The following is a 21518-nucleotide window of genomic DNA, read 5'->3' on the forward strand; positions in this document are numbered from 1 at the left end:
TTGCCATGATCAGGATCATCTCGCTTGCCGGCCGGGGATGCGCGGCGTGAGCGCCGCCCGCGACCTCGCACCGGCGGCGGAGCAGGACGGCCTCGGCGGCTTCCTGGCGGCGCTGGGGGACATGCCCGTGGCGCGCGACCCCGCGACGCTGAAGCGCAAGAGCCGCGACTTCTACTGGTACAGCCCGGTGCTCAAGCCCCTGCTGGACGGCAAGGTGGCCGAGGCCGTGGTGACGCCGCGCGGCCGCGACGACCTCCTCCGGCTGGCGGCGGCGGCCCACCGGCACCGCGTGCCGCTGACCGCGCGCGGCGGCGGCACCGGCAATTACGGCCAGGCGGTGCCGATGGACGGCGGCGTGGTGGTCGATATGACCGCGCTGGACCGGCTGCTCTGGGTGCGCGACGGCGTGGCCCGCGTGCAGGCCGGCACCAAGATGGGCGAGCTGGACGCCGCCCTGCGGCAGCAGGGCTGGGAGCTGCGGATCTACCCCTCCACCAAGCGCACCGCGACGATCGGCGGCTACGTGTGCGGCGGCTTCGCCGGCGTCGGCTCGATCTCCTGGGGCAGCCTGAAGGAGCCGGGCAACCTCCTCGCCCTGAGCATCGTCACGGCGGAAGCAGCACCCCGGGTGCTGGAACTGCGCGGCGCGGACTGCAACCTGGTCAACCACACCTACGGCACCACCGGGCTGGTGGACGAGGTGGAGATCCCCGTGCAGCCGGCGGTGCGCTGGCGCGGCCTGGCCGTGGCCTTCGCGGACGTGCTGGACGCCGCCCGCTTCGCCCATGCCCTGGCCAAGCTGCCGGCGATCGAGAAGAAGCTCTGCTCCGTGGTGGAGGGCGGGCTGACGCCCTTCTTCAAGCCGCTGCGCGAGGCCATCCCCGACGGCCACGCCGCGGCGCTGCTGATGATCGCCCCCGCCGGGCTGGAAGCCACCGCCGCCCTGGCCGCGGAACACGGCGGGCGCATCGTGCACGAGGAGGACACGGCGGAGGCCGAGGCCGACCCGGCGCGCACCCCGATCTACGAGTTCACCTGGAACCACACCACGCTCCAGGTGCTCAAGCAGGACCGCTCCGTCACCTATATCCAGAGCCTGTTTCCCGCCGACGGCACGATCGACAAGCTGGCCGAGATGCGCGCCCTGTTCGGCGACGAGGTGCTGCTGCACGTCGAGTTCGTGCGCGTGGAAGGCCGCGTCACCTGCTCCGCCCTGCAGGTGATCCGCTACACCACGGAGGCGCGGCTGAACGAGATCATGGCGCTGCACGAGGCGCACGGCGTGATGATCTCCAACCCGCACGCCTACACGCTGGAGGACGGCACCCGCTACAAGCGCCTGCCCGGCGACCAGGCCGGCTTCAAGCGGCAGGTGGACCCGCGGGGCCTGCTCAACCCCGGCAAGATGCGCAGCTTCACGGTGGAGGACGCGGCGTGAGCGCCTTCTTCAAGAAATCTGCGCGCGAGGCGCGAGCCTTCCGCATCGCCCCCAACGACACGAACTACTTCGTCCTGCTGTTCGACGAGGCCGGCGAGGGCACGCAGCAGGTCTGCGTGGTGGAGATCTTCACCGTGGGCGGCCGCACCCCGCCCAATTCCCACGTCGCGGCGGACGAGTTGTTCTTCGTCCTGTCCGGCGAGGGCATGGCCTGGTGCAACGGCGAGTCCACGCCGCTGCGCCAGGGCGACGCGCTGCTGGTGCGCCCGGGTGCCGAGCACGTGGTGGAGAACACCGGCCCCAACAAGCTCTACACCCTGACGGTGATGTGCCCCAACGAGGGCTTCGCCGAGCTGATCCGCGCCGGCCAGCCCGTGGAGCTGGACGACGAGGACCGCGCCGTGCTGGGCGGCTGAGGGGAGCGCGCCGCGGTGCCCGATACGCCGATCCCCGCCCCACCCGGCCTCTCCGCGGCGGATGCCGCGAGCCTCGCCGGCAGCGACATTCCTTCCGCGGCTGGCGTCGCCTCGCCGATCGGCACCGCGGTACCCACCGGCGGCACAGCAGCGCCGGGCGCTGCCCTGAACCCGTTGGGCAGCGCGCCGGGCAACCGCTGGCGCGTGGACGCCGCGCGGGTGAACATGGTGCGCCCGCCCGTTTCGCCGCGCCCGCTCGCCTTTGCCGCCACGCCGCAGCACGTCACCCTCGACCTCGCGCGCACGGCGATGGTGGTGGTCGACATGCAGAACGACTTCTGCCACCCCGAGGGCTGGCTGGCCGGCATCGGCGTGGACATCGCCCCCGCCCGCCGCCCGATCGAACCGCTGCGCGCCCTGCTGCCGGCGCTGCGCGCGGCGGGCGTGCCGGTGGTCTGGCTCAACTGGGGCAACCGGCCGGACCTGCTGAACCTCAGCCCCTCGCTGCTGCACGTCTACAAGCCGCAGGGCACCGGGGTCGGCCTGGGCGACCCGCTGCCGGGGCGCGGCGCGCCGGTGCTGCAGCACGGCAGCTGGGCCGCCGCGGTGGTCGATGAGCTGCCCGCCGCCCCCGGCGACATCCACGTCTCGAAGTACCGGATGTCCGGCTTCCCGGACACGCCGCTGGACAGCATCCTGCGCAACCTCGGGGTGACGACGCTGCTCTTCGCCGGGGTGAACCTGGACCAGTGCGTGCTGTGCACGCTGCAGGATGCCAACTTCCTGGGCTACGACTGCGTGCTGGTGGAGGACTGCGCCGCCACCACCTCGCCGTCCTTCTGCACGGACGCCACGCTGTACAACATCCGCCAGTGCTTCGGCTTCGTGGCGGATTCCGCGGCGCTGCTGGCGGCGCTGGGCGGCACGCCCCGCCCCTGACCGGCACGCGGGCCCGCGCCGGGCCCGCGGTTCGCGCGGCGGCGGATCACGCGTTATCAGAACCCCGTCCGAAGCTGCGGATGACGGCAAGCCCGCGGGCAAATGCCGTGACGTAATCGGGATCGGAGGACTCTATGACCGTGCTATCCGTTTCTTCCGTTGCCTCGCCGCTGTGCCACGGCGGCCAGGTGGAACGCGCCGCCGCGAACGCCTTCGGAGTGCCCGTTCCGTGCGGTGGCATGGGAGCCGTGCCCAGAGCAGAAGACGCCCTGTCATCAAGATCCTTTGGCCGGGGCGCTGGACCTGTGAGCAGGCGCACCAGCATCTGAAGGAAGAGTTCGGCCTCGACCACTTCGAGGGACGGTCCCGGACCGGGCTGCACCGACACGCGCCGATGACCATGGCCGCCCTCGCGGTCCTGCAGCACCGTCGCCTGGCCGAGGCAGCGCCCCTCAGTCCGCGGCACCACGCGGCAGCCCGCCGGACTGCGCCGCGGCCAGGGCGAGGGCCTGCGCGATCTGCGCCTCGTCCAGCCGCAGCAGGCGGGACGCGGCGGCGGCAAAGGCGCCGATGGTGCCGGTGCCGTGCCAGCCGCGGTGGTAATGGCCGGGCCCGACGCGGCGCAGATCAAGGCAGAGTAAGTCGCCGCCTCTGCCACGATCCATCTTCGCAAGAGGCAGGACAATCAGACCGCAATGCCGTTTGCTCCGGAACCGACGCCGTGCCTGGGTGACCAGAGGACCCTGTAGGGGTCCAGACGAACGAGGAAGCGTTCATGAGTCTCGGTGCTGCGGGCTGGAGCAGAGGGAGAGCAGACTGGCCTCCGCCCCGGCGCGGCCATACAGGGCGCGCCTCAGCGTCCTGAGCCGACTGATCTGGCCTCTCGAAGTCGCCATCATCGCCATCCTGACAGCAGCTTGGCGAGCCTACTGAGGCCGCAGCTTCAGCCCTTGGGGACGGATCAGACCGTCCGCATTGGGCACAAACCCTTCCACGCGCTCGCTCAGTCCCCAAAGCCAGGTGTAATGGTAGAGGATGATCTGGGGCATGTCGGCACGATAGAGGTCGACCACCTGCCGGTAGAGTGGAATGCGGCTTGATGGTTCGCTCAAAGAGCGGGCCTCGGTCAGCAGAGCATCCATCCTGGGATTGCAGTAGTGGCCGAAGTTGAAGGGTCCGTTGCAGGCCATCCAGATGGACAGGTTGGCGTCCGGATCGGACCGTCCGCTCCATGTCAGGAGTGCCGCGTCGAACTCCCCGGCGAGGTTCTGCTGGTTTCCCGCATTGGACTCTATTTGCTGCAGCTTGACCTCGAAACCGGCCTCCCGCGCCATGGCCTGGATGACCTCGCCGATCTGTGCGTCGATCGGGCTATTAGCCAGTGACAGGGTGAAGCTGCTCCGGCTCACGCCAGCTTGCTGCAGCAGCGCCCTGGCGCCAGCCAGGTCAACGCCACGCACGGGATGGTCGGGGTTCCAGTATCGGCTCCCAGGCGCTTCCGTCTGGTTGCTCGGCACAAACAAGCCGTTGAACACGACCTGGTTGATGGCCTCGCGGTCGATCGCTTTCTCCAGTGCCTGGCGCAGGCGCGGGTCGCGCCCCAGCGGCGTGTCAGCACGTGGGCCATGGGCAACGTTGAACTGCAGGGTGCGGTAGGCAGCCGCAACGTGACGGGCGAAATGCAGCCTAGGATTGGCTTGCACGGCCGGCACGTCGGTCGGGGCAAGCTGGTCAGCAATCTGCAACTGGCCGGATTGCAGATTGACCAGCCGGACCGTGCTGTCGGTGATCGGGCGGTAGATGATCCGATCGATGGTGATCGCAGCAGCGTTCCAATAGCCCGGAAACCGGTCTACCACGATGCGATCCTGCGCTACGCGCTCGGTGAAGGCGAAGGGTCCCGCACAGACCGGACGCTGCGCGATGGCCTCGCCCTGCTGCTGAATCGCGGTGGGCGAGAGCATCATGCCGGATCGATCGGCCAGTACCGCCAGCAGCGGCCCGTAGGGCACGGAGAGTTGGAGCCGCACGGTCAGGGGGTCCACCACCTCCACCCGCTCCAGCGCCGCCAGCTCCGCCCTTCGCACGCTTCGCGGCATGGTCTTGAAGCGGTCGAGGTTCACCTTCACCGCTGCGGCATCGAAGCGCGTGCCGTCCTGGAACTGCACGCCGTCGCGCAGGCGCAGGGTGAGCGTGCGACGGTCCTCCGACCATTCCCAGCTCGTCGCGAGCTGGGGCACGTAGTTCATCTCGGCATCGGTATCGATCAGCTTGTCGCAGAGGGCGGCGAAGACGTTGCGATCGATGAAGTTGCCGCTCTGGGCCGGATCGAGCACGCCCGGATCACCCGCGAGACCGACCGTCAGCACCGTTGCGCCTCGCGCCCCGGCAGCCCCGGAAACGAGGCCGATGGCGAGCAGGGCGGGGATGAGCAGGCTTGACCGGGATCGCATTGAAAAGCCCCTTCGGCATGGGCCGGTAGGTCCGGCAGCTGGCCCGATAGTCCGGCAGCATTCCCCACTTGGCAACCGGCGATGGCTGGGACGCGCAGGCCACACTGCGCGACCGTTCCGAGTTCCCCACTGTTCAAGAAGGCAGACGGCCAATCCAGATCTCTGCCCGTCCGCCTTTGCACCGGTCCATCCGGCTGGCCGGCGCTGTTACCGCCTTGTCCCTGCGGGTGCGAAGGAGCAGCCTCTCGTGCATCCACCGCTCCAGGAACGAGCCGACGTTTGTCCCAGGTCGCCCTGCACCGCGTCGGGACCATCGCAGAGCCGCTGTTTCGGCGGAAAGCCCAAGGCGGCCCGCAGGTGACGTCATCGAATATGCAGCGATGCAGCACTCACGGTTGGCTACGAAGCCGGCCAGCGGTGCCGAGGCGCTGCAGCAGCAGGGTCCAGGCCCGCAGGCCTTCGCCGATGGCCGAGAGCCGGATGAACTCGTTCGGCGCGTGGAAATCCTCGTCCGCCGTGGCGTAGGAGAGCATCAGCGTTTCCGCCCCCAGCGCGTCCCGGAACAGGGCGTTTACCGGCAGGGTTGCGCCCATGCGCACCCGCAGCGGGCGCACGCCGTGCACTTCCGCCAGGGTTTCCTCGATGGCGAGCAACACAGGGTGGTCGCCCGGCACCTGGTAGGCCGGGGCACCAGCACGGGTTTCCCCGATCTCCAGCGACACGCCGGCCGGGCAGAGCGAGCGCAGATGGGCCATGACCTTGGCCTTCACCGCCTCCGGCTCCTGCCCTGGGACCAGCCGCATGGTCAGCTTGGCATGCGCCTCGCAGGGGATGACGGTCTTGGAGCCCGGCCCCTGGTAGCCGCCCCACAGGCCGTTCGCGTCCAGCGTCGGACGGAACCAGAGCCGCTCCAGCGTGCCATGCCCGGCCTCGCCGTAAGGCGCGGCGCCGATGCTCTCGAACAGCGCCGCTTCGTCGAAGGGAATGGCGCCGGTGGCCGCTGCGCGTTCTGTCGGATCGGGGTCGACGATGCCGTCGTAGAAGCCCGGCACGGCGATGCGTCCCTCGGCATCGTGCAGCGCGGCGACCAGCTCGGCGACGACATGCAGCGCGTTGCGCACGGTGCCGCCATACCGGCCGGAATGCAGATCTTTTGCCGCCGTGCGGACGGTGAACCCGAAGCCGGTATTGCCGCGTGTGGCCACCGTCACCGTCGGCAGGTCGGCGCGCCAGCGGGCGCCATCGGCCGAGAGCACCACATCGGCGGCCAGCAGCGTTGCATTCTGCTGCACGATGACCGGCAGCGTCCTGCTGCCGACTTCCTCCTCGCCCTCCAGCAGCACCTTCAGGTTGACGGGCAGCTTGCCATCGCGCTCAAGCAGCGCCCCGATCGCCTCCAGGGCAATGGCGACGGGCCCCTTGTCATCGGCCGCCCCGCGCGCGTAGAGGCGACCGTTCCGCAGCGTCGGCTCAAAAGGCGGTGACTTCCAAAGGTCGAGCGGGTCCGGCGGCTGCACGTCGTAATGGCCGTAGACCAGCAGGGTAGGCAGACCCGGCGCCTCCAACCGCTGCGCGAAAACCGCAGCATGGCCGCCGCCTTCCAGCACCTGCATGTCGGCGAAGCCTAAGTCGCCCAGCCAGGCCAGCAGGTATCGCTGAGCGTCGCGCATCGCCCCGGCATAGGCGGGGTCGGTGCTGACCGAGGGAATCCGCAGCAGGCCATCGAGCCGCCGCAGCAGCCGCGCTTCCACGGCGGCGAGGTCGAGCGTCACGAGCGCCTCCCATCCACCGGGAGGGTCCGGCCCGGGCCCCGGGCAGAGGCGGGCGGGGCGCAAAACGGCGCTGCGTCGGCGGGGTCTCCGACCTCGCCCAGCCGGCGCCGGTGAATGTTCTGCATCATCCGGGCCTTGCCTTCGTCATCAGAGTTTCCCCACCACGACGCGCCCGCCCACCCAATCGGCAGGGTGTCACGGCTCATGCCCAGCCATCCTGCAGGATCTCGCGGGTCTCCTCGACCGCGACGTTCCAGATATCGAGCATCTCCTCATCCGGCCGCTGATAAAAGCCGCCGAAATTGCCGTCGCCCAGGAGCGCCCGGGCTTCCGCCGGCGCCAGGCTGCGCAGGTGGTCCAGGTCCACCATGGGCTTCTGGATTTCGGGTTGCCGCAGATTCTGCAGCCGCGTCCATGGGAAGTTCTCCATCCAGGAGGCGTGCGAGGCCACCGTGTCGTACTGCTTCACCCGCGCGATGGTGCGCGGCGCGTTCCACCAGTTGTGAAAGCGGACGCGGGCGTCCGGATGGTCGACCATGAATTCCAGCGCAGCCGCCGCCGCGGGCTGGTTGCCACCATGGCCATTGACCAGCAGGATCCGGCGGAATCCGGAACGATAAAGGCTATCCAGCACGTCGCGCACGACCCGCAGATGCGTCTCCGTCCGCAGCGACACGGTGCCGGGATAGGCGGCGAATGCCGGCGTGATGCCGTAGGGCAGGACGGGGAAGACCGGCACGCCGAGCGGCGCTGCCGCTTCCAGCGACACGTTCTCGGACAGGATGCTGTCCACGCCGAGGCTGAGATAGGCGTGCTGCTCGGTGCTGCCGACCGGCACCACCGCGCGGTTGTCGGACCGGAGCCATTCCTCGACCTGCATCCAGTTCATCTCGGAAATTTTCATCGGATCTCCTTCAGTGCCGGAGGTTGGCGTGCCGGCCAACCACTACGGACAACGGGTTGTTGCGGATCAAACAGGAATCAGGAGGCGAAGGGAATCTGGTGCATTGCCGGCGGGCGCCAGCCGCTCGGAAATGCATCCGGCTTGGTGCCACATATGACGACATCCCCATCTCCAGCAGGAAGTCCAGCGGGCCCTCGAACCCCGCCACACTCAGCTGCGGTGTCCCCTGCCCGCCTGCGCTGGCAGCGGCGGCCTGGGGCTCGTCCGCCTCCGCGGCCGTGCCCAGCCCAGCCATCGCCGTGGTGCGGCACCAGCTCGAGATGCAGCGCCGGCCAGTTCCGTCACAGCAGGGCCCGCCAGGGCGACCAATCCGCCGACCAGAACTCGGCCGCCAGTTCCTCCGTCCGCCCGATGCCGCCCGTTCAGCGACCCGGCCAGCGTGCCGACCCGGCGCAGCGCCCGCGTGGTGCCCCACTGCGCCCAGGGCCAGGCGCGGCTGGCCGGGTCGTCGGTCCTGAGGTCGCATGTTCCTGCTTTGCTCGAAGAGCGCGATGCCGCAAGCGCCCGCCCCGGGGCATCGCACCGCCCGGACCGCGCGGCTGCCCGCCGCGGCACAGGGGCGGATTTGACGCCGGCTCGCAGCGGGCAGAATGATCCGCCGCCACGGGAAAACGGAGCGCGCGACGGCATGGCGGATACGCGGGAGGAGGCGGAAACCCTGGTGGGCATGGGGCTGGACGGCTGGATCGGCCGTGCGCGCGAGAGCATGGACGAGCTCACCGCCCCGGCCATGCGCCGCCTGGCCGCCACCCTGGACCGCCCCGGCCTGCCGCTGGAACACGGCTCCCCCGTGCCGCCGCATTGGCTGGCCGTGCTGTTCGACGACGCCGCGCCGCAATCCCGGCTCGGGCCTGACGGCCACGCGGAAAAGGGCGACTTCCTGCCCCCCGTGCCGCTGCCGCGCCGCATGCTGGCCGGCCGCCGCATGGCCTTCCAGCAGCCGGCCCGCATCGGCGACCGCCTGACCCGCCGGTCGGAGATCACGGCCATCGTGCCCAAGCACGGCCGCAGCGGCCGGCTGATCTTCGTGTCCCTGCGCCACACCACCACCGGCCCGCGCGGCGTGGTGGCGGTGGAGGAACAGGACATCGCCTATCGCGAGGCGGTGCGCGACGGCGCCGCCCCGCCGCCTCCCGTCCCCGAGCCGGACCCCGCCCCGGGCGAATGGGAAGAAGGCTTCGACCCCGACCCCGTGCTGCTGTTCCGCTATTCCGCCCTCACCTTCAACGGCCACCGCATCCACTACGACGCCGACTATGCCCGCGACGTGGAAGGCTATCCCGCACTGGTGGTGAACGGGGGGCTGAGCACCATGATGCTGCTGGAAGCCGCCGCCCGCCGCGCCGGCTCGCTGCCCCTGCGCGGCTACGCCGCCCGCACCGCCAAGCCGCTCTTTGCCGGGCGCCGCGCCCTGCTGCGCGGCACCGCTCCCGACGCAGAGGGCCGCGCCGCGCTGCGGGTGGTGGACGCCGGCGGCGCCACGGCATTGCGAATCGACGCGGAGTACGGCGCATGAGTGGCCCGCTTTCCGGCCTGCGGGTCCTCGACCTCACCTCCGTGGTGGTGGGCCCGACCTGCACGGGCGTGCTGGCCGAGCACGGGGCGGAGGTCATCAAGATCGAGGGTCCCGACGGCGACCTCCTGCGCCGCCTCGGCGGCAAGGGGCGCGAGCCCGGCATGTCCGGCAAGTTCCTCAACTTCAACCGCGGCCGCCGCTCGCTCTGCCTCGACCTCAAGCGCCCCGAGGGCAAGGCGGCGCTGCTGCGCCTGGCGGCCGGGGTGGACGTGCTGGCCACCAACATCCGCCCCGAGGCCCAGGCCCGCCTGGGCATCGACGCCGCCGCCCTGCGCGAGGCGGCGCCGCGGCTGATCCACTGCTCCATCGTCGGCTTCGGCACCGGCGGCCCTTATGCCGGCCGCCCCGCCTACGACACGGTGATCCAGGGCATCTCCGGCGTCGCTGCCTGCTTCGAGGCCTCCACCGGCGAGCCGCGCTACGTGCCCATGGTGATGGCCGACCACATCTGCGGCCTGATCGCGGCACAGTTGATCGGCTTCGCCCTGTATCGCCGCGAGAAGACCGGCGCCGGCGAAGCCATCGAGGTGCCGATGTTCGAGAACATGGCCGCCTTCGTGCTGATGGAGCACCTGGGCGCCATGACCTTCCGCCCGCCCCTGGGCCCGCCCGGCGACCAGCGCGTCCTCAGCCCCGAGGCCCGCCCCCTGCCCACCGCCGATGGCCATATCTGCGTCTCCGCCAACACCGACGCCCAGGCCTTCGCCTTCCTGGACGCGGTGGGCCGCCCCGAGCTGAAGGAGGACCCGCGCTTCAGCACCCTCTCGGCCCGCACGGCCAACACCAAGGACTACTTCGCCCTCCGCGCCACCGCGCTGCGCGGCAAGACCAGCGCGGAATGGCTGGAGATCTTCGACCGGCTGGACGTGCCCGCCACGCCCTACAACACGCTGGAAAGCCTGCTCACCGACCCGCAGCTGCGCGCCACCGGCATGTTGCGGGAAGAACGCCATCCCACCCAGGGCGACACCTGGGCCATCGGCTCGCCCAACCGCCTGTCCGGCGGCGAAGCCCCTGCCGGCCGCGCCGCCCCCCGCCTGGGCGAGGACGGCCCCGCCGTGCTGCGCGACGCCGGCTTCACCGAGGCCGAAGTCGCCGCCCTGCGCGAGAGCGGCGCGCTGCGGGAACCGGCCGAGCCGCACTGATCCGCTCGGGCCGCCCTCCGCATGGTCTCACGGGGGCGAGATCGGGTGGAGCCGGTTGGTCCTTTGGTGCTCTGACCGAGGCCAAGGGGGCTCTGCCCCCTTGGAGCCCCCGCGAGGAGCTTAGGCTCCTCGACCTCATGAGTGCCTCCGGCGGGGGCGGGATGATCCACGTCGGTCATCACTGACGACGTTGGCCAACCCGCCCCCGCCGGAGGCACTCAACGCGGGGTCCGGGGAGTTCGTAACTCCCCGGCTCGGGACAAAGGCTTCGCCTTTGCCCTGGGGTCCAGGGGCAGCGCCCCTGGCCAACGCCTGAACACCAAAGAACCGACCGAACCCACCCGAACCCGCCGGCGTCTGGACAACGGGGATCGCTACCCCGAGCCGTTCGAGCAGGGTCATGCCGCCTCCATGATCCGCCCGCCCATCGCAACAGGTTTCGGGCCCCCGCAGCCCGCACGCCGCGGCCGGGCGACATGGCCTCCGCCGGTCTCGCGCCGGCGCTGCCCGTCAGTCCGTCAGTGCCCGGACGCGGCCGGCGGCACCGGCACCGCCGTCGGCGGAACCGGCTTTGTCCGGGGCGGCTGCATGAAGACCTGGCCCGTGGCGTAGGACAGCAGCACGCGCCGCCCGTTCAGGAGATCCGCGCCGATCACCATCTCGGCCGCTTGGGGCAACCCGTCCACGATGCTGAGCACCGGCCCGCGTAGGACCTCGTCGCCGATCCGCAGCTCGCGGAAGCGGAAGCCGTAGCTGTTGGGCGGGGTGTCGCCGATGCCGACCACGCGGCTGGGCCGCGCCGTCGCGGGTGGCAGGGGCACGCCCAGCAGGCTCGCCGCGCGACGGGAAATCCGGGTGCGCTGGGCGCCGGTGTCCAGCAGGGCCGGAAGGCTCTGGCCGTTCAGCAGCACCCGCACGCCCAGCCGTCCGTTGGCGGATTGCCAGGACGGCAGCTGCGTGGCGCCCCCTTCCCAGGCGGGCCGTTCCAGGCGGCAGCGATCGGCGGGGAACAGCACGGCGCGGCGCTGGGAGAAGTCCAGTTCCACCGCGCCTGGCCCGAGCCCGTCCACGCCGAGGAAGCCGTCCACCGGAGCCTCGAAGACGTTTTCCATCAGCGGCACCGGTAATGCCGGCAAGGAAAGGGCGTCGCGCCGCAGACTGGCGAACTCGAACCGCGCCACGGCGACCACGGACGCCCGCACCTCGCCGGCCGAGCCGCGGGCCTGCGCGAACATCCCCGGCACAGCCGGAAGCTGCAGCCGCGCCGCACCCGGCGCCGTCAGGAAGAGCCCGGCCGCCCCGGTGTCCAGCAGCAGCCGCGCGTCCTGCCCGTTGAAGCGGGCTGGCACAACCGGCAGCCCTCGGTCCAAGGTAACGGGCACCACGTCGCCCTGCCCGGGGCCGCATTCCGGCACCACGGCGCAGCCGGCCGCCAGCGCTGGCAACAGCAGGAGCAGGCGGAATCGGGCGGGACGACGGGCCGGCATGAGATGTTTCCGTGGCACGGAAGCGCCCCGCCGGCCAGCAGGACGCAGCAGCAGGGAACCGGGCCCCAGGCAGGCCCGGCCGCAATGGGAGGAATACGAGATGGTCGAGCAACCCTGGCAGCACCCTGCCCCCGACCCGCAGGCCGGCAGCCCCGCCGCGGCGACTCCACCCCTGCCCCGCCGCCACCTCCTCGCCGCCAGCCTCGGCGCCGCGGGCCTGCTCGCCGCCCCGCGCCTCGCCCGCGCCGCTTGGCCCGATGACCGGCCCGTGCGCATCGTGGTGCCCTTCACCCCCGGCGGCTCCACCGACATCCTGGCCCGCGCCATGGCCCAGCGCCTGGGCGAGGAGCTGAAGCAGACCTTCGTGGTGGAAAACCGCGGCGGCGCCGGCGGCACGCTGGGGTCGGAGAACGTCGCCCGCTCCGCCCCCGACGGCTACACGCTGATGATGGGCCATATCGGCACGCTGGCGGTGAACCCGGGCCTTTATCCCAACCTCAGCTTCGACACCGCCACCGCCTTCGCTCCCGTGGTGCTGGTGGCGGTGGTGCCCAACGTGCTGGCGGTGAACCCGCGCGTCGTGCCCGCCGCCAATGTCGGGGAGCTGGTCGCCCTGGCCAAGCGCGAACCCGGCCGCTTCACCTACGGCTCGGGCGGCAATGGCAGCGCCGCGCATATCGCCATGGTCGCCTTCAACGAGGCCACGGGCACGCAGATGACCCACGTGCCTTATCGCGGCACGGCGCCGATGATGACGGACGTGATCGCGGGGCAGGTGTCCATGACCCTGACCGGCGGCCCGCCCGCCCTGCCGCCCGTGCGCGCCGGGCAGCTCAAGGCGCTGGGCGTCAGCAGCCTGCAGCGCCTCAGCAGCGCGCCCGACATCCCCACCATCGCGGAATCCGGCGTGCCCGGCTTCGACGCGGTGCAGTGGTACGGGCTGGTCGCCCCGGCCAACACGCCGCGCGCCATCATCGACAAGCTGAACGCGGAATCCATCCGCATCCTGCGCGAGCCCGCCCTCAAGGCCCGGCTGGAAGCCGAGGGCGCCGACGCCGATCCCGGCACGCCCGAAGCCTTCGGCGAGTTCATCCGCACGGAGCGCGAACGCTGGACCGCCCTGGTGCGCCGGGCCGCCGTCAAGGCAGACTAGGCCGCATGATCCCCCGCACCGCCGTTACCTGGCGCTCCCTCCTCTACGTTCCCGCCAACGTCCCCCGCTTCGTCGCGAAAGCGGCCGGCGCCGGGGCCGACGCGGTGATCCTGGACCTGGAGGACAGCGTCCCACCCGACCGCAAGCTCGAAGCCCGCGCCGCCCTGGCCGAGGCCGTGCCGGCGATCGCGGCCGGCGGTGCGGAAGTGCTGGTGCGCATCAACCAGCCGCTGCGCCTAGCCGTGGGCGACATCGAGGCCTCGATGGCCGCCGGCGCCCACGGCCTACTGGTTACCAAGTGCGAAGGGGCGCAGCACCTGCGCCTCGTCGCCGAAGCCGTCGCTTCCCTAGAAAAGACCCCCGGCACCACCCGCCTCGTCCCGGTGGCGGAGAGCGCCCGTGCCCTGTCCCGCTTCGACGAGATGGCCACCGCCGATCCGCGCGTCGTGGCCCTGCTGTTGGGCACGGAGGACCTCGCCGCCGATATCGGCTGCGAACCCGACGAGGAGGTCATGCTGCCGCTGAAGCACCGCATGGTGGTGGCCGCCGCCGCGGCCGGCATCACCGCGCTGGGCCTGCCCGGCACCGTCGCCACCTTCGGCGACGAGGCGCACGTCGCCGCCATGGCCCGCCGCGCCCGCCGCTTCGGCTTCGGCGGCGCCACCTGCATCCACCCCAAGCTGGTGCCCATCCTCAACGCCGCCTTCACCCCCGACGCGGAGGAGGTCGCCGCCGCCCGCCGCGTGGTGGACGGCGCCGCCGATGCCGCAGCCCAGGGCCGCGGCTCCGTCACCGTGGACGGCCGCATGGTGGACGAACCCGTGGTGCAGCGCGCCCAGCGCGTCCTCCGCCGCGCCGAAGCCGCCGCCCAGCGCGACGCCGCCCGCACGCCCGCCTGACCTTCACCGCGCGGCGCCGCCGGCCGGCCCCTTCCCGCTCCACCGGGTTTCGCGTTCCGGCGGCTCGGTCCGGCTTCTCGACAAGCGCGGTGTTCGGGGGGCTGGTGGGGGTTTGGCCCGGAATGTTCCGGCGTCGGCCAGGAGCGCTGCCCCTGGCCGACGCCAGTTCCCCCGGAACCAACCGCGCCACAGCCCGGCGATCGATACGCCGCCCCGCGCATCGGCCACGCACCCTCGACAACCCTGCCCGCCCCCGGCAGGCTCCCGGGAAACGGGCACCACCGGGAGGGACCATGGACCAGCGGGTCGAAGCCCTGCGCACCGCGCGCAACCCTCTGTTCAACGATCGCAAGCTGAAGCTCGGCACCTTCTGCACCAACCTCAGCGGCGGCTGCACCATGTCGGACATCCCCGGCATCCTGCAGGCCGACTGGCCCAGCAGCCTGGCGCTCGCGCAGCTCGCCGACGCGATGGAGTTCGAGGCGATCGTGCCGGTGGGCCGCTGGAAGGGCTTCGGCGGCAGCACCGACTTCAACGGCGCCGGCTTCGAGTGCTTCTCCTGGGCCTCGGCGATGGCCGCTTCCACCAAGCACTCCGGCATCTTCGCGACCTCGCACGTGCCCACCATCCACCCGCTGATGGCGGCCAAGCAGGCCACCACCATCGACCATGTCAGCAACGGCCGCTTCACGCTCAACGTCGTTACCGGCTGGTACCAGCCGGAGATCGAGATGTTCGGCGCGGCGATGATGGAGCACGACCGGCGCTACGACAGCGCCGCCGAATGGCTGCACGTCATCAAGCGCCTGTGGACGGAGGACGAGCCCTTCGACTTCGACGGCGAGTTCTACCACCTCAAGCAGGCGGTGGTGCGCCCCAAGCCGATCCAGAAGCCGCACCCGGCGGTGATGAGCGCCGGCGCCTCCACCAAGGGCCGGCACTTCGCCGCGAAATACGCCGATGTCGGCTTCACCAACCTCGACGCCCACGACCTCGACAGCCTGCGTGCCAAGGTGGACAGCTTCCGCGAGCTGGCGCGCAAGGAATACGGGCGCGAGATCCAGGTCTGGACCAATTCCTACATCTTCCACGGCGACACCGAAGCCGATGCCCGCCGCTACTACCATCACACCGTGCACGAGCGCGGCGACTGGGAAGGCGTGGAAAACCTCGTCTCCATCATGGGCATCAACTCGCAGTCCATCCCGGCGCCGGCGCTGCAAAACCTGAAGGAGCACTTCATCGCCGGCTGGGTCGGCTTCCCGCTGATCGGCACCTCCGACCAGATCGTGGACGGCTTGCAGACGCTGGCCCGCGCCGGCTTCGACGGCACGCTGCTGAGCTGGCCGCGCTACCTGGAGGACATGCGCCGCTTCCAGGCGGAAACCCTGCCGCTGGTGGTGCAGGCCGGGCTGCGCTGAACCCAGCGGCGGGAAGCGGGACGCACCGCGCGCCCCGCCCCGCTCGCCCTCACCCGTGCGGGCGCATCACGACCTTGGTGCAATGGTCCTTCTTGTCGCGGAAGGTGTTGTACAGTTCCGGCCCGTCTTCCAGCTTGGTGGTGCGGTGGCTGATGATGAAGGACGGGTCGATCTCGCCTTTCTGGATACGCTCCAGCAGCGGCTGCATGTAGCGGATCATGTGGGTCTGGCCGGTCTTCCAGGTCAGGCCCTTCTGCATGAAGGCGCCCAGCGCCACCGGCCCGACCTGCCCGGCAAAGACGCCCGGCATGGACACGATGCCGCCGGGGCGGCAGGCCAGGATCGCCTGATTCAGCGCGAAGGGCCGCTCCAGGCTGACGGTGTGGCTCATCACGCTGGACGCGACCTTCTGTATCAGCGTGTCGGCGCCGTGGCTTTCCAGGCCCACCGCCTCGATCACCGCGTCCGGACCCTGGCCCTGGGTCATCTCCATCAGGGTTTCCTGGACCTTGCCCTCGGCGAAGTCGATCGTCTCGGCGCCCGCTTGGCGCGCCAGCGCCAGCCGCTCCGGCACGGTGTCGATGGAGATCACGCGCTTAGCGCCCAGCAGGAAGCAGGACTTCACCGCCAGCACGCCCACCGGGCCGCAGCCCCAGATGGCGATGGTGTCGGTGGGTTTGATCTCGCAATGCTCGGCGGCCATGTAGGCGGTGGGGAAGATGTCGCTGAGGAACAGCACCTGCTCGTCGCTCAGCCCCTCGGGGATCTTCAGCGGCCCGACATCGGCATAGGGCACGCGCAGGTATTCCGCCTGCCCGCCGGGAATGCCGCCGGTGATGTGCGAGAAGCCGAACAGCGCCGCCAGCGGATAGCCGTACTGCTCCGCCTGCATCGCGCCGTTGGGGTTGGTGCGCTCGCAGCAGCTCCAGTTGCCCCATTTGCACTGCCGGCATTCGCCGCAGCAGATGGTGAAGGGCACCACCACGCGGTCGCCGACCTTGAGCTTCTTGTTGTCCTTCCCGACCTCGACCACCTCGCCCATGGTCTCGTGGCCCATCACGTCGCCGCTCTGCATGGTCGGCACGAAGCCGCCCATCAGGTGCAGGTCGGAACCGCAGATGGCGCAGGCAGTGACCTTGATGATGGCGTCCCGCCCGTGCTGGATCGTGGGGTCGGGAACCGTGTCGCAGCGGATATCGCCGCGGCCGTGCCAAGTCAGTGCCTTCATGGGGTTCGCTCCGCGTGGTGAAACAAAAAACGCGGAGGGTTAGCGACGGCGGCACCCCGCCGTTGCGGCAGGGACGGCCGATCACGCGATTGTCGGGACGGCGCCGCCGATATGCCCGGCCACCCGCCGGACGGCAAAGGGCCGCCGCGGCCCGAACCGCGGCGGCTTTCCCAGGCTGGGGCTGAACTCAGTACCGGCCGCGGCCTTCCACCCACACGCGGCGGCACACTTCGCGCACGCGGTCGGGGCCACGGCGCTGCACCACCACGCGCCGGCAGCGCGTCACCCAGCGCACGTCCTGCAGCAGGCCGTTGCCCTCCTCGGCGGTGGCGGTGGAAAGGCCCAGCACGGCGCCCGGAACCGGGGCGGCAGCCGCGCCGGTGGCGGACAGGCCGGCGCCGCCCAGGGCGAGCGCCAGAACCAGGGCGATGGAAGCTCCACGCTGCATCAGAAGTCTCCTCAGAAAGCGCCGGAAACGCCGGTCGCTGCGGCACAACTCCCGGATGCTGCTGTGGGTTCCCGGCAATTCCAGGGCGATTTGGCGGCCGGACTCCGGCAACCCTGCCGGCCATACGCCCGGTTGACAGGGGCGGGAGCGCGCCGCTACCCCGCCCGCCCACGCGCAACCTGCAGGAAAACCTCCCCGCCATGGCCCTTGCCTTCGTATTTCCCGGCCAGGGGAGCCAGGTCGTCGGCATGGGCCGCGACCTCGCCGCCGCCTTTGCCCCCGCCCGCGAGGTGTTTGAGGCGGTGGACGAGACCCTCAAGCAGCACCTGTCGCGCCTGATGTTCGAAGGCCCGGCCGAGGAGCTGACGCTGACCAGCAACGCCCAGCCGGCGCTGATGGCCGTGTCGCTGGCCGTGCTGCGGGTGCTGGAACGCGAGGGCGGCTTCGCGCTGCGCGACAAGGTGTCCCTGGTGGCCGGCCATTCGCTGGGCGAATACGCCGCCCTGGCCGCCGCCGGCTCCTTCGACATCGCCACCGCCGCCCGCCTGCTGCGCCTGCGCGGCGATGCCATGCAGGCCGCCGTGGCCCCCGGCCTGGGCGCCATGGCGGCGCTGCTGGGCGCCGAAGCCGAGCAGGCCCGCGACATCTGCGCCCGCGCCGCGCCGGAACCCGAGACCGGCCAACGCGAGGTGGTGGAGGTCGCCAACGACAATGGCGGCGGCCAGGTGGTGATCTCCGGCCACAAGGCGGCCGTGGAGCGCGCCATGGAGCTGGCCAAGGCAGAGGGGGTCAAGCGCGCCCTGCCCCTGCCCGTCTCCGCCCCGTTTCATTGCTCCCTGATGGCCCCGGCCGCCGAGGCGATGGCCGAGGCGCTGGGCGACACCGAGCTCGCCGTTCCGGCGGTTCCCGTGGTGGCCAACGTGTCCGCCGCCAAGGCCACCGACCCGGCAGCGATCCGCGACCTCCTCGTGCAGCAGGTCACCGGCACGGTGCGCTGGCGCGAGAGCATCGCCGCCATGACCGCCATGGGCGTGGACCGCTTCGTGGAACTCGGCGCCGGCAAGGTGCTGACCGGGCTGATGAAGCGCAACGCGCCCGACGCCACCGCCCTGGCCTGCGGCACCCCCGCCGAGATCGAGGCGGTGCTCAAGTCGCTCTGATGGGAAGGCCGGGGGAGTGAACTCCCCCGGACCCCCTCCTTTTTTCGGGGAGTTTGCGGGTGCGCCGCCGGCCACCCGCGCTCCCCAAGACTCCTGAAAATAGAAGGGGGTCCCGGGGGGATACCTCCCCCCGGCTTCCTTTTTCCCCGGCACGCCCAAGGAGACCCCACCCCATGTTCCGACTGGACGGCAAATCGGCGCTGGTCACCGGCGCCACCGGCAACATCGGCGCCGCCATCGCCCGCGCCCTGCACGCCCAGGGCGCCGAGGTCGCGGTCACCGGCCGCCGCGAGGCGGAACTCTCCGCCCTCGCCACCGAACTCGGCGAGCGCGTCATCGTCCTCCCCGCCGACCTGTCCGACCCCGCCGCCCCCGCCGCGCTGGTGGAAAAGGTGGAGAGCGAGCTCGGCGGGTTGGACATCCTGGTCAACAATGCCGGCCTCACCCGCGACGGCCTGGCGCTGCGCATGGGCGACAAGGACTGGAACGACGTGCTGGAGGTGGACCTCTCCGCCCCCTTCCGCCTGGCCCGCGCCGCCCTGCGCGGCATGATGAAGCGCCGCGCCGGACGGATCGTCTCCATCGCCTCCATCGTCGGCGTCACCGGCAATCCCGGTCAGAGCAACTACGCCGCCGCCAAGGCCGGGCTGATCGGCATGAGCAAGGCCCTGGCCCAGGAAGTCGCGACCCGCGGTGTCACGGTGAACGTGGTGGCCCCCGGATTCGTGAAGTCCGCCATGACCGACGCCCTGAACGACGCCCAGAAGGCCGCCATCATGGGCCGCATCCCCACCCAGCGCATGGGCAGCCCCGAGGACATCGCCGCCGCCGTCGCCTACCTGGCCTCCGACGAGGCCGCCTGGGTCACCGGCGTCACCCTGCACGTCAATGGCGGCATGGCGATGATCTGACCGGCCGGCCTGCTTCGGCGGGCTGGGACACGGTTGCTCCCTGATGACGCGGCCGAGGCCAGGGGCGCTGCCCCGGACCCTGCCGCGAAGCCCCCGCGCCGGACGGGGCCGCCCCGGTGTGGCTTCGCCGCCACGCCCACCGCCGCCCGAACATCGTGCCGGACACGGCCGGCCCGCCCCCGCGAGGCCGCCGGACGGCGAGGAAACGAGGCGAATCCATGCTTTGCGACCCGGCCCGGCAGCAGCTCCGCCCCCGGCCGCAACCGTGGCATTTCCGTGGCACCAGCACCCCTCTTCCCCTAGGCCACCCGAAGCTTACGTGATAAGGCCCGCCGCCCGTGCAGGCTGCCCCTGTGGGTGCACCCCTGCCCGATCCGGGTTTCAGGTGGGCTTCGGCCCTGCCGCAGGAGAAGAGAACCGCGCATGAGCGACACGGCTGACAAGGTGAAGAAGATCGTCGTCGAGCATCTCGGCGTCGAAGAGTCCAAGGTCACCGAGGGCGCGTCCTTTATCGACGACCTGGGCGCCGACAGCCTCGACACCGTCGAGCTGGTGATGGCCTTCGAGGAGGCCTTCGGCGTCGAGATCCCCGACGACGCGGCCGAGAAGATCACCACCGTCGGCGACGCGGTGAAGTACATCGAGGAGCACAAGGCGGCCTGATCCGGCCGTCTTTCCAGGTCCACGGCTAAGCCCACTGGGGGAAACAGGAAGTGTTCGGTCAGCTCACGACGCCCAGGCGGGTGGTGGTCACCGGCATGGGCATCGCCTGCCCGCTGGGTCTGGGCGTGGAGAATGTCTGGCGCCGGCTGCTGGCCGGCGAGAGCGGCATCCGCGCCATCCAGTCCTTCGACGTGAAGGATCTGCCCTCCAAGATCGCGGGGCAGATCCCGGCCGGCACGCGCGAAAGCGGCGGGCTGGACCTGAACGAGTGGATCCCGGTCAAGGACCAGAAGAAGATGGACCGCTTCATCCATCTTGCCATGGTCGCCGCGGCGGAAGCCGTGGAAGACAGCGGCTGGGTGCCGCAGACCGAGGAAGACCGCAACGTCACCGGGGTCATGATCGGCTCCGGCATCGGCGGCCTGCCCGCCATCTACGACGCGGCGGTCACCGTCAGCCAGGGCCGCTCCAAGCGGCTCTCGCCCTTCTTCATCCCTTCCGCGCTGATCAACCTGGCCTCCGGCCACATCTCGATCCGCTACGGCTTCAAGGGGCCCAACCACGCCGTGGTCACGGCCTGCGCCACCGGCGTCCATGCGCTGGGCGACGCGGCGCGGCTGATCTCCTTCGGCGATGCCGACGTGATGGTGGCCGGCGGCACGGAAGCCGCGGTCAGCGAGATCGGCATGGCCGGCTTCGCCGCCTCCCGCGCGTTGTCCACCGGCTTCAACGACGACCCCGCCAAGGGCTCGCGCCCCTGGGACAAGGACCGCGACGGCTTCGTGATGGGCGAAGGCGCCGGCGTCGTGGTGCTGGAGGAGCTGGAACACGCCAAGGCCCGCGGCGCCAAGATCTACGGCGAGGTGATCGGCTACGGCATGTCCGGCGATGCCTATCACATCACCGCCCCGGCCGAGGGCCATGACGGCGCCTATCGCGCCATGAAGGCCTGCCTGCGCTCCGCCGGCATCGCCCCGACCGATATCCAGTACATCAACGCCCACGGCACCTCGACGCCAATGGGCGACGACCTGGAGCTGGAAGCGGTGGAGAAGCTGTGGAACGGCGACGCCGACAAGGTGGCGATGAGCTCCACCAAGTCGGCCATCGGCCACCTGCTGGGCGCGGCCGGCGCGGTGGAGGCGATCTTCTCGCTGCTCGCGATCCGCGACAACGTGGCGCCGCCGACGCTGAACCTCGAAGAGCCCTCGCGCCCCTCCGCGGTGGACCGCGTGCCCCTGGTGGCCCAGGAGCGTCCGATCGAGGTGGTGCTGAGCAATTCCTTCGGCTTCGGCGGCACCAACGCGTCCATTCTGTTCCGCGGCGCCCCCTGAACCGGGGCGGCCGGGCGCCCGTCGCCTGGCCTCCGCTACTCCCCGCGGCGCCACCCGGCCCGCGGCGGCGCTGCCCCGGCACCGCCTCCGCCCCCGCCTCGCGGTGGCCGC

Annotated in this window: 19 protein-coding genes and 1 pseudogene; 13 read left to right on the forward strand and 7 right to left on the reverse strand. The window is 71.1% G+C overall.

Going from position 1 to position 21518, the window contains the following annotated elements:
• The first annotated feature begins 46 nt into the window (after positions 1-46).
• The 4 genes and pseudogenes from ACLIBK_RS05735 to ACLIBK_RS05750 all read left to right on the forward strand — a co-directional run.
• On the forward strand, positions 47-1438 hold the full coding sequence (locus tag ACLIBK_RS05735; protein ID WP_415386275.1) for an FAD-binding oxidoreductase: 1392 nt from the start codon (positions 47-49) through the stop codon (positions 1436-1438).
• A complete protein-coding gene (locus ACLIBK_RS05740; protein WP_415386276.1) occupies positions 1435-1854 on the forward strand; it encodes a cupin domain-containing protein in 420 nt (139 codons plus the stop codon). Before ACLIBK_RS05735 ends, ACLIBK_RS05740 begins: the two co-directional genes overlap by 4 nt.
• 15 nt (positions 1855-1869) lie before the next feature.
• Positions 1870-2793, forward strand: coding sequence for a cysteine hydrolase family protein (locus tag ACLIBK_RS05745; protein ID WP_415386277.1), 924 nt, complete (start codon positions 1870-1872; stop codon positions 2791-2793).
• 295 nt (positions 2794-3088) lie between these two features.
• Positions 3089-3239, forward strand: a pseudogene (locus tag ACLIBK_RS05750) (IS701 family transposase); the annotation flags it as partial.
• Positions 3240-3245: 6 nt separating this feature from the next.
• On the opposite strand, the gene ACLIBK_RS05755 reads toward ACLIBK_RS05750, so the two are convergent.
• From ACLIBK_RS05755 to ACLIBK_RS05770, 4 genes are all read right to left on the reverse strand, one after another.
• Positions 3246-3458 (reverse strand): MmgE/PrpD family protein, encoded by a 213-nt coding sequence (locus tag ACLIBK_RS05755; protein WP_415386278.1) that lies wholly within the window; start codon positions 3456-3458, stop codon positions 3246-3248.
• A 261-nt stretch (positions 3459-3719) separates the two neighbouring features.
• The gene (locus tag ACLIBK_RS05760) at positions 3720-5246 is read right to left on the reverse strand and encodes an ABC transporter substrate-binding protein (protein ID WP_415386279.1); all 1527 of its coding nucleotides are present in this window, start codon (positions 5244-5246) and stop codon (positions 3720-3722) included.
• A gap of 389 nt (positions 5247-5635) precedes the next feature.
• Positions 5636-7018: a dipeptidase gene (locus ACLIBK_RS05765; RefSeq protein WP_415386280.1), complete on the reverse strand. Its 1383-nt coding sequence runs from the start codon at positions 7016-7018 to the stop codon at positions 5636-5638.
• Between the two features lie 202 nt (positions 7019-7220).
• Positions 7221-7922, reverse strand: a complete 702-nt coding sequence (locus tag ACLIBK_RS05770; protein ID WP_415386281.1) for a creatininase family protein — start codon at positions 7920-7922, stop codon at positions 7221-7223.
• Positions 7923-8610: 688 nt separating this feature from the next.
• Between ACLIBK_RS05770 and ACLIBK_RS05775 the strand changes: the two genes are divergently transcribed.
• Both ACLIBK_RS05775 and ACLIBK_RS05780 read left to right on the forward strand, forming a co-directional pair.
• Positions 8611-9498 carry a MaoC family dehydratase N-terminal domain-containing protein gene (locus ACLIBK_RS05775; protein WP_415386282.1) on the forward strand — a complete coding sequence of 296 codons (888 nt, stop codon included), beginning with the start codon at positions 8611-8613 and terminating at the stop codon, positions 9496-9498.
• Positions 9495-10703, forward strand: a complete 1209-nt coding sequence (locus tag ACLIBK_RS05780) for a CaiB/BaiF CoA transferase family protein (RefSeq protein WP_415386283.1) — start codon at positions 9495-9497, stop codon at positions 10701-10703. The genes ACLIBK_RS05775 and ACLIBK_RS05780 overlap by 4 nt, the downstream gene beginning before the upstream one ends.
• Positions 10704-11221: 518 nt before the next feature.
• Here ACLIBK_RS05780 and ACLIBK_RS05785 read toward each other — a convergent pair.
• Positions 11222-12190 (reverse strand): retroviral-like aspartic protease family protein, encoded by a 969-nt coding sequence (locus ACLIBK_RS05785; protein WP_415386284.1) that lies wholly within the window; start codon positions 12188-12190, stop codon positions 11222-11224.
• A 100-nt stretch (positions 12191-12290) separates the two neighbouring features.
• On the opposite strand from ACLIBK_RS05785, the gene ACLIBK_RS05790 reads away from it, so the two are divergent.
• The 3 genes from ACLIBK_RS05790 (at position 12291) to ACLIBK_RS05800 (ending at position 15663) form a co-directional block, all read left to right on the forward strand.
• Positions 12291-13343, forward strand: a complete 1053-nt coding sequence (locus ACLIBK_RS05790; RefSeq protein WP_415386285.1) for a Bug family tripartite tricarboxylate transporter substrate binding protein — start codon at positions 12291-12293, stop codon at positions 13341-13343.
• A gap of 5 nt (positions 13344-13348) precedes the next feature.
• Positions 13349-14242, forward strand: coding sequence for an HpcH/HpaI aldolase/citrate lyase family protein (locus ACLIBK_RS05795; protein ID WP_415386286.1), 894 nt, complete (start codon positions 13349-13351; stop codon positions 14240-14242).
• A 293-nt stretch (positions 14243-14535) separates the two neighbouring features.
• A complete protein-coding gene (locus ACLIBK_RS05800) occupies positions 14536-15663 on the forward strand; it encodes an LLM class flavin-dependent oxidoreductase (RefSeq protein WP_415386287.1) in 1128 nt (375 codons plus the stop codon).
• 49 nt (positions 15664-15712) lie between these two features.
• Here ACLIBK_RS05800 and ACLIBK_RS05805 read toward each other — a convergent pair whose 3' ends face one another.
• Together ACLIBK_RS05805 and ACLIBK_RS05810 are read right to left on the reverse strand one after the other, a co-directional pair.
• Positions 15713-16891, reverse strand: coding sequence for a zinc-dependent alcohol dehydrogenase (locus ACLIBK_RS05805; protein ID WP_415386288.1), 1179 nt, complete (start codon positions 16889-16891; stop codon positions 15713-15715).
• A gap of 187 nt (positions 16892-17078) precedes the next feature.
• The gene (locus tag ACLIBK_RS05810) at positions 17079-17339 is read right to left on the reverse strand and encodes a hypothetical protein (RefSeq protein ID WP_415386289.1); all 261 of its coding nucleotides are present in this window, start codon (positions 17337-17339) and stop codon (positions 17079-17081) included.
• Between the two features lie 200 nt (positions 17340-17539).
• Here ACLIBK_RS05810 and fabD point away from each other — a divergent pair, with 200 nt between their 5' ends.
• From fabD to fabF, 4 genes are all read left to right on the forward strand, one after another.
• Positions 17540-18499 carry an ACP S-malonyltransferase gene (gene fabD, locus ACLIBK_RS05815; protein ID WP_415386290.1) on the forward strand — a complete coding sequence of 320 codons (960 nt, stop codon included), beginning with the start codon at positions 17540-17542 and terminating at the stop codon, positions 18497-18499.
• A gap of 173 nt (positions 18500-18672) precedes the next feature.
• A complete protein-coding gene (gene fabG, locus ACLIBK_RS05820) occupies positions 18673-19410 on the forward strand; it encodes a 3-oxoacyl-[acyl-carrier-protein] reductase (RefSeq protein ID WP_415386291.1) in 738 nt (245 codons plus the stop codon).
• A gap of 423 nt (positions 19411-19833) precedes the next feature.
• Positions 19834-20073 (forward strand): acyl carrier protein, encoded by a 240-nt coding sequence (locus ACLIBK_RS05825; RefSeq protein WP_415386292.1) that lies wholly within the window; start codon positions 19834-19836, stop codon positions 20071-20073.
• Between the two features lie 50 nt (positions 20074-20123).
• Entirely contained in the window at positions 20124-21407 is a 1284-nt protein-coding gene (fabF, locus tag ACLIBK_RS05830) for a beta-ketoacyl-ACP synthase II (RefSeq protein WP_415386293.1), read from the forward strand.
• Positions 21408-21518 lie beyond the last annotated feature (111 nt).

Origin of the sequence: Roseomonas sp. BN140053, from assembly GCF_047690175.1 — a bacterium.
Lineage (GTDB): Bacteria > Pseudomonadota > Alphaproteobacteria > Acetobacterales > Acetobacteraceae > Roseomonas.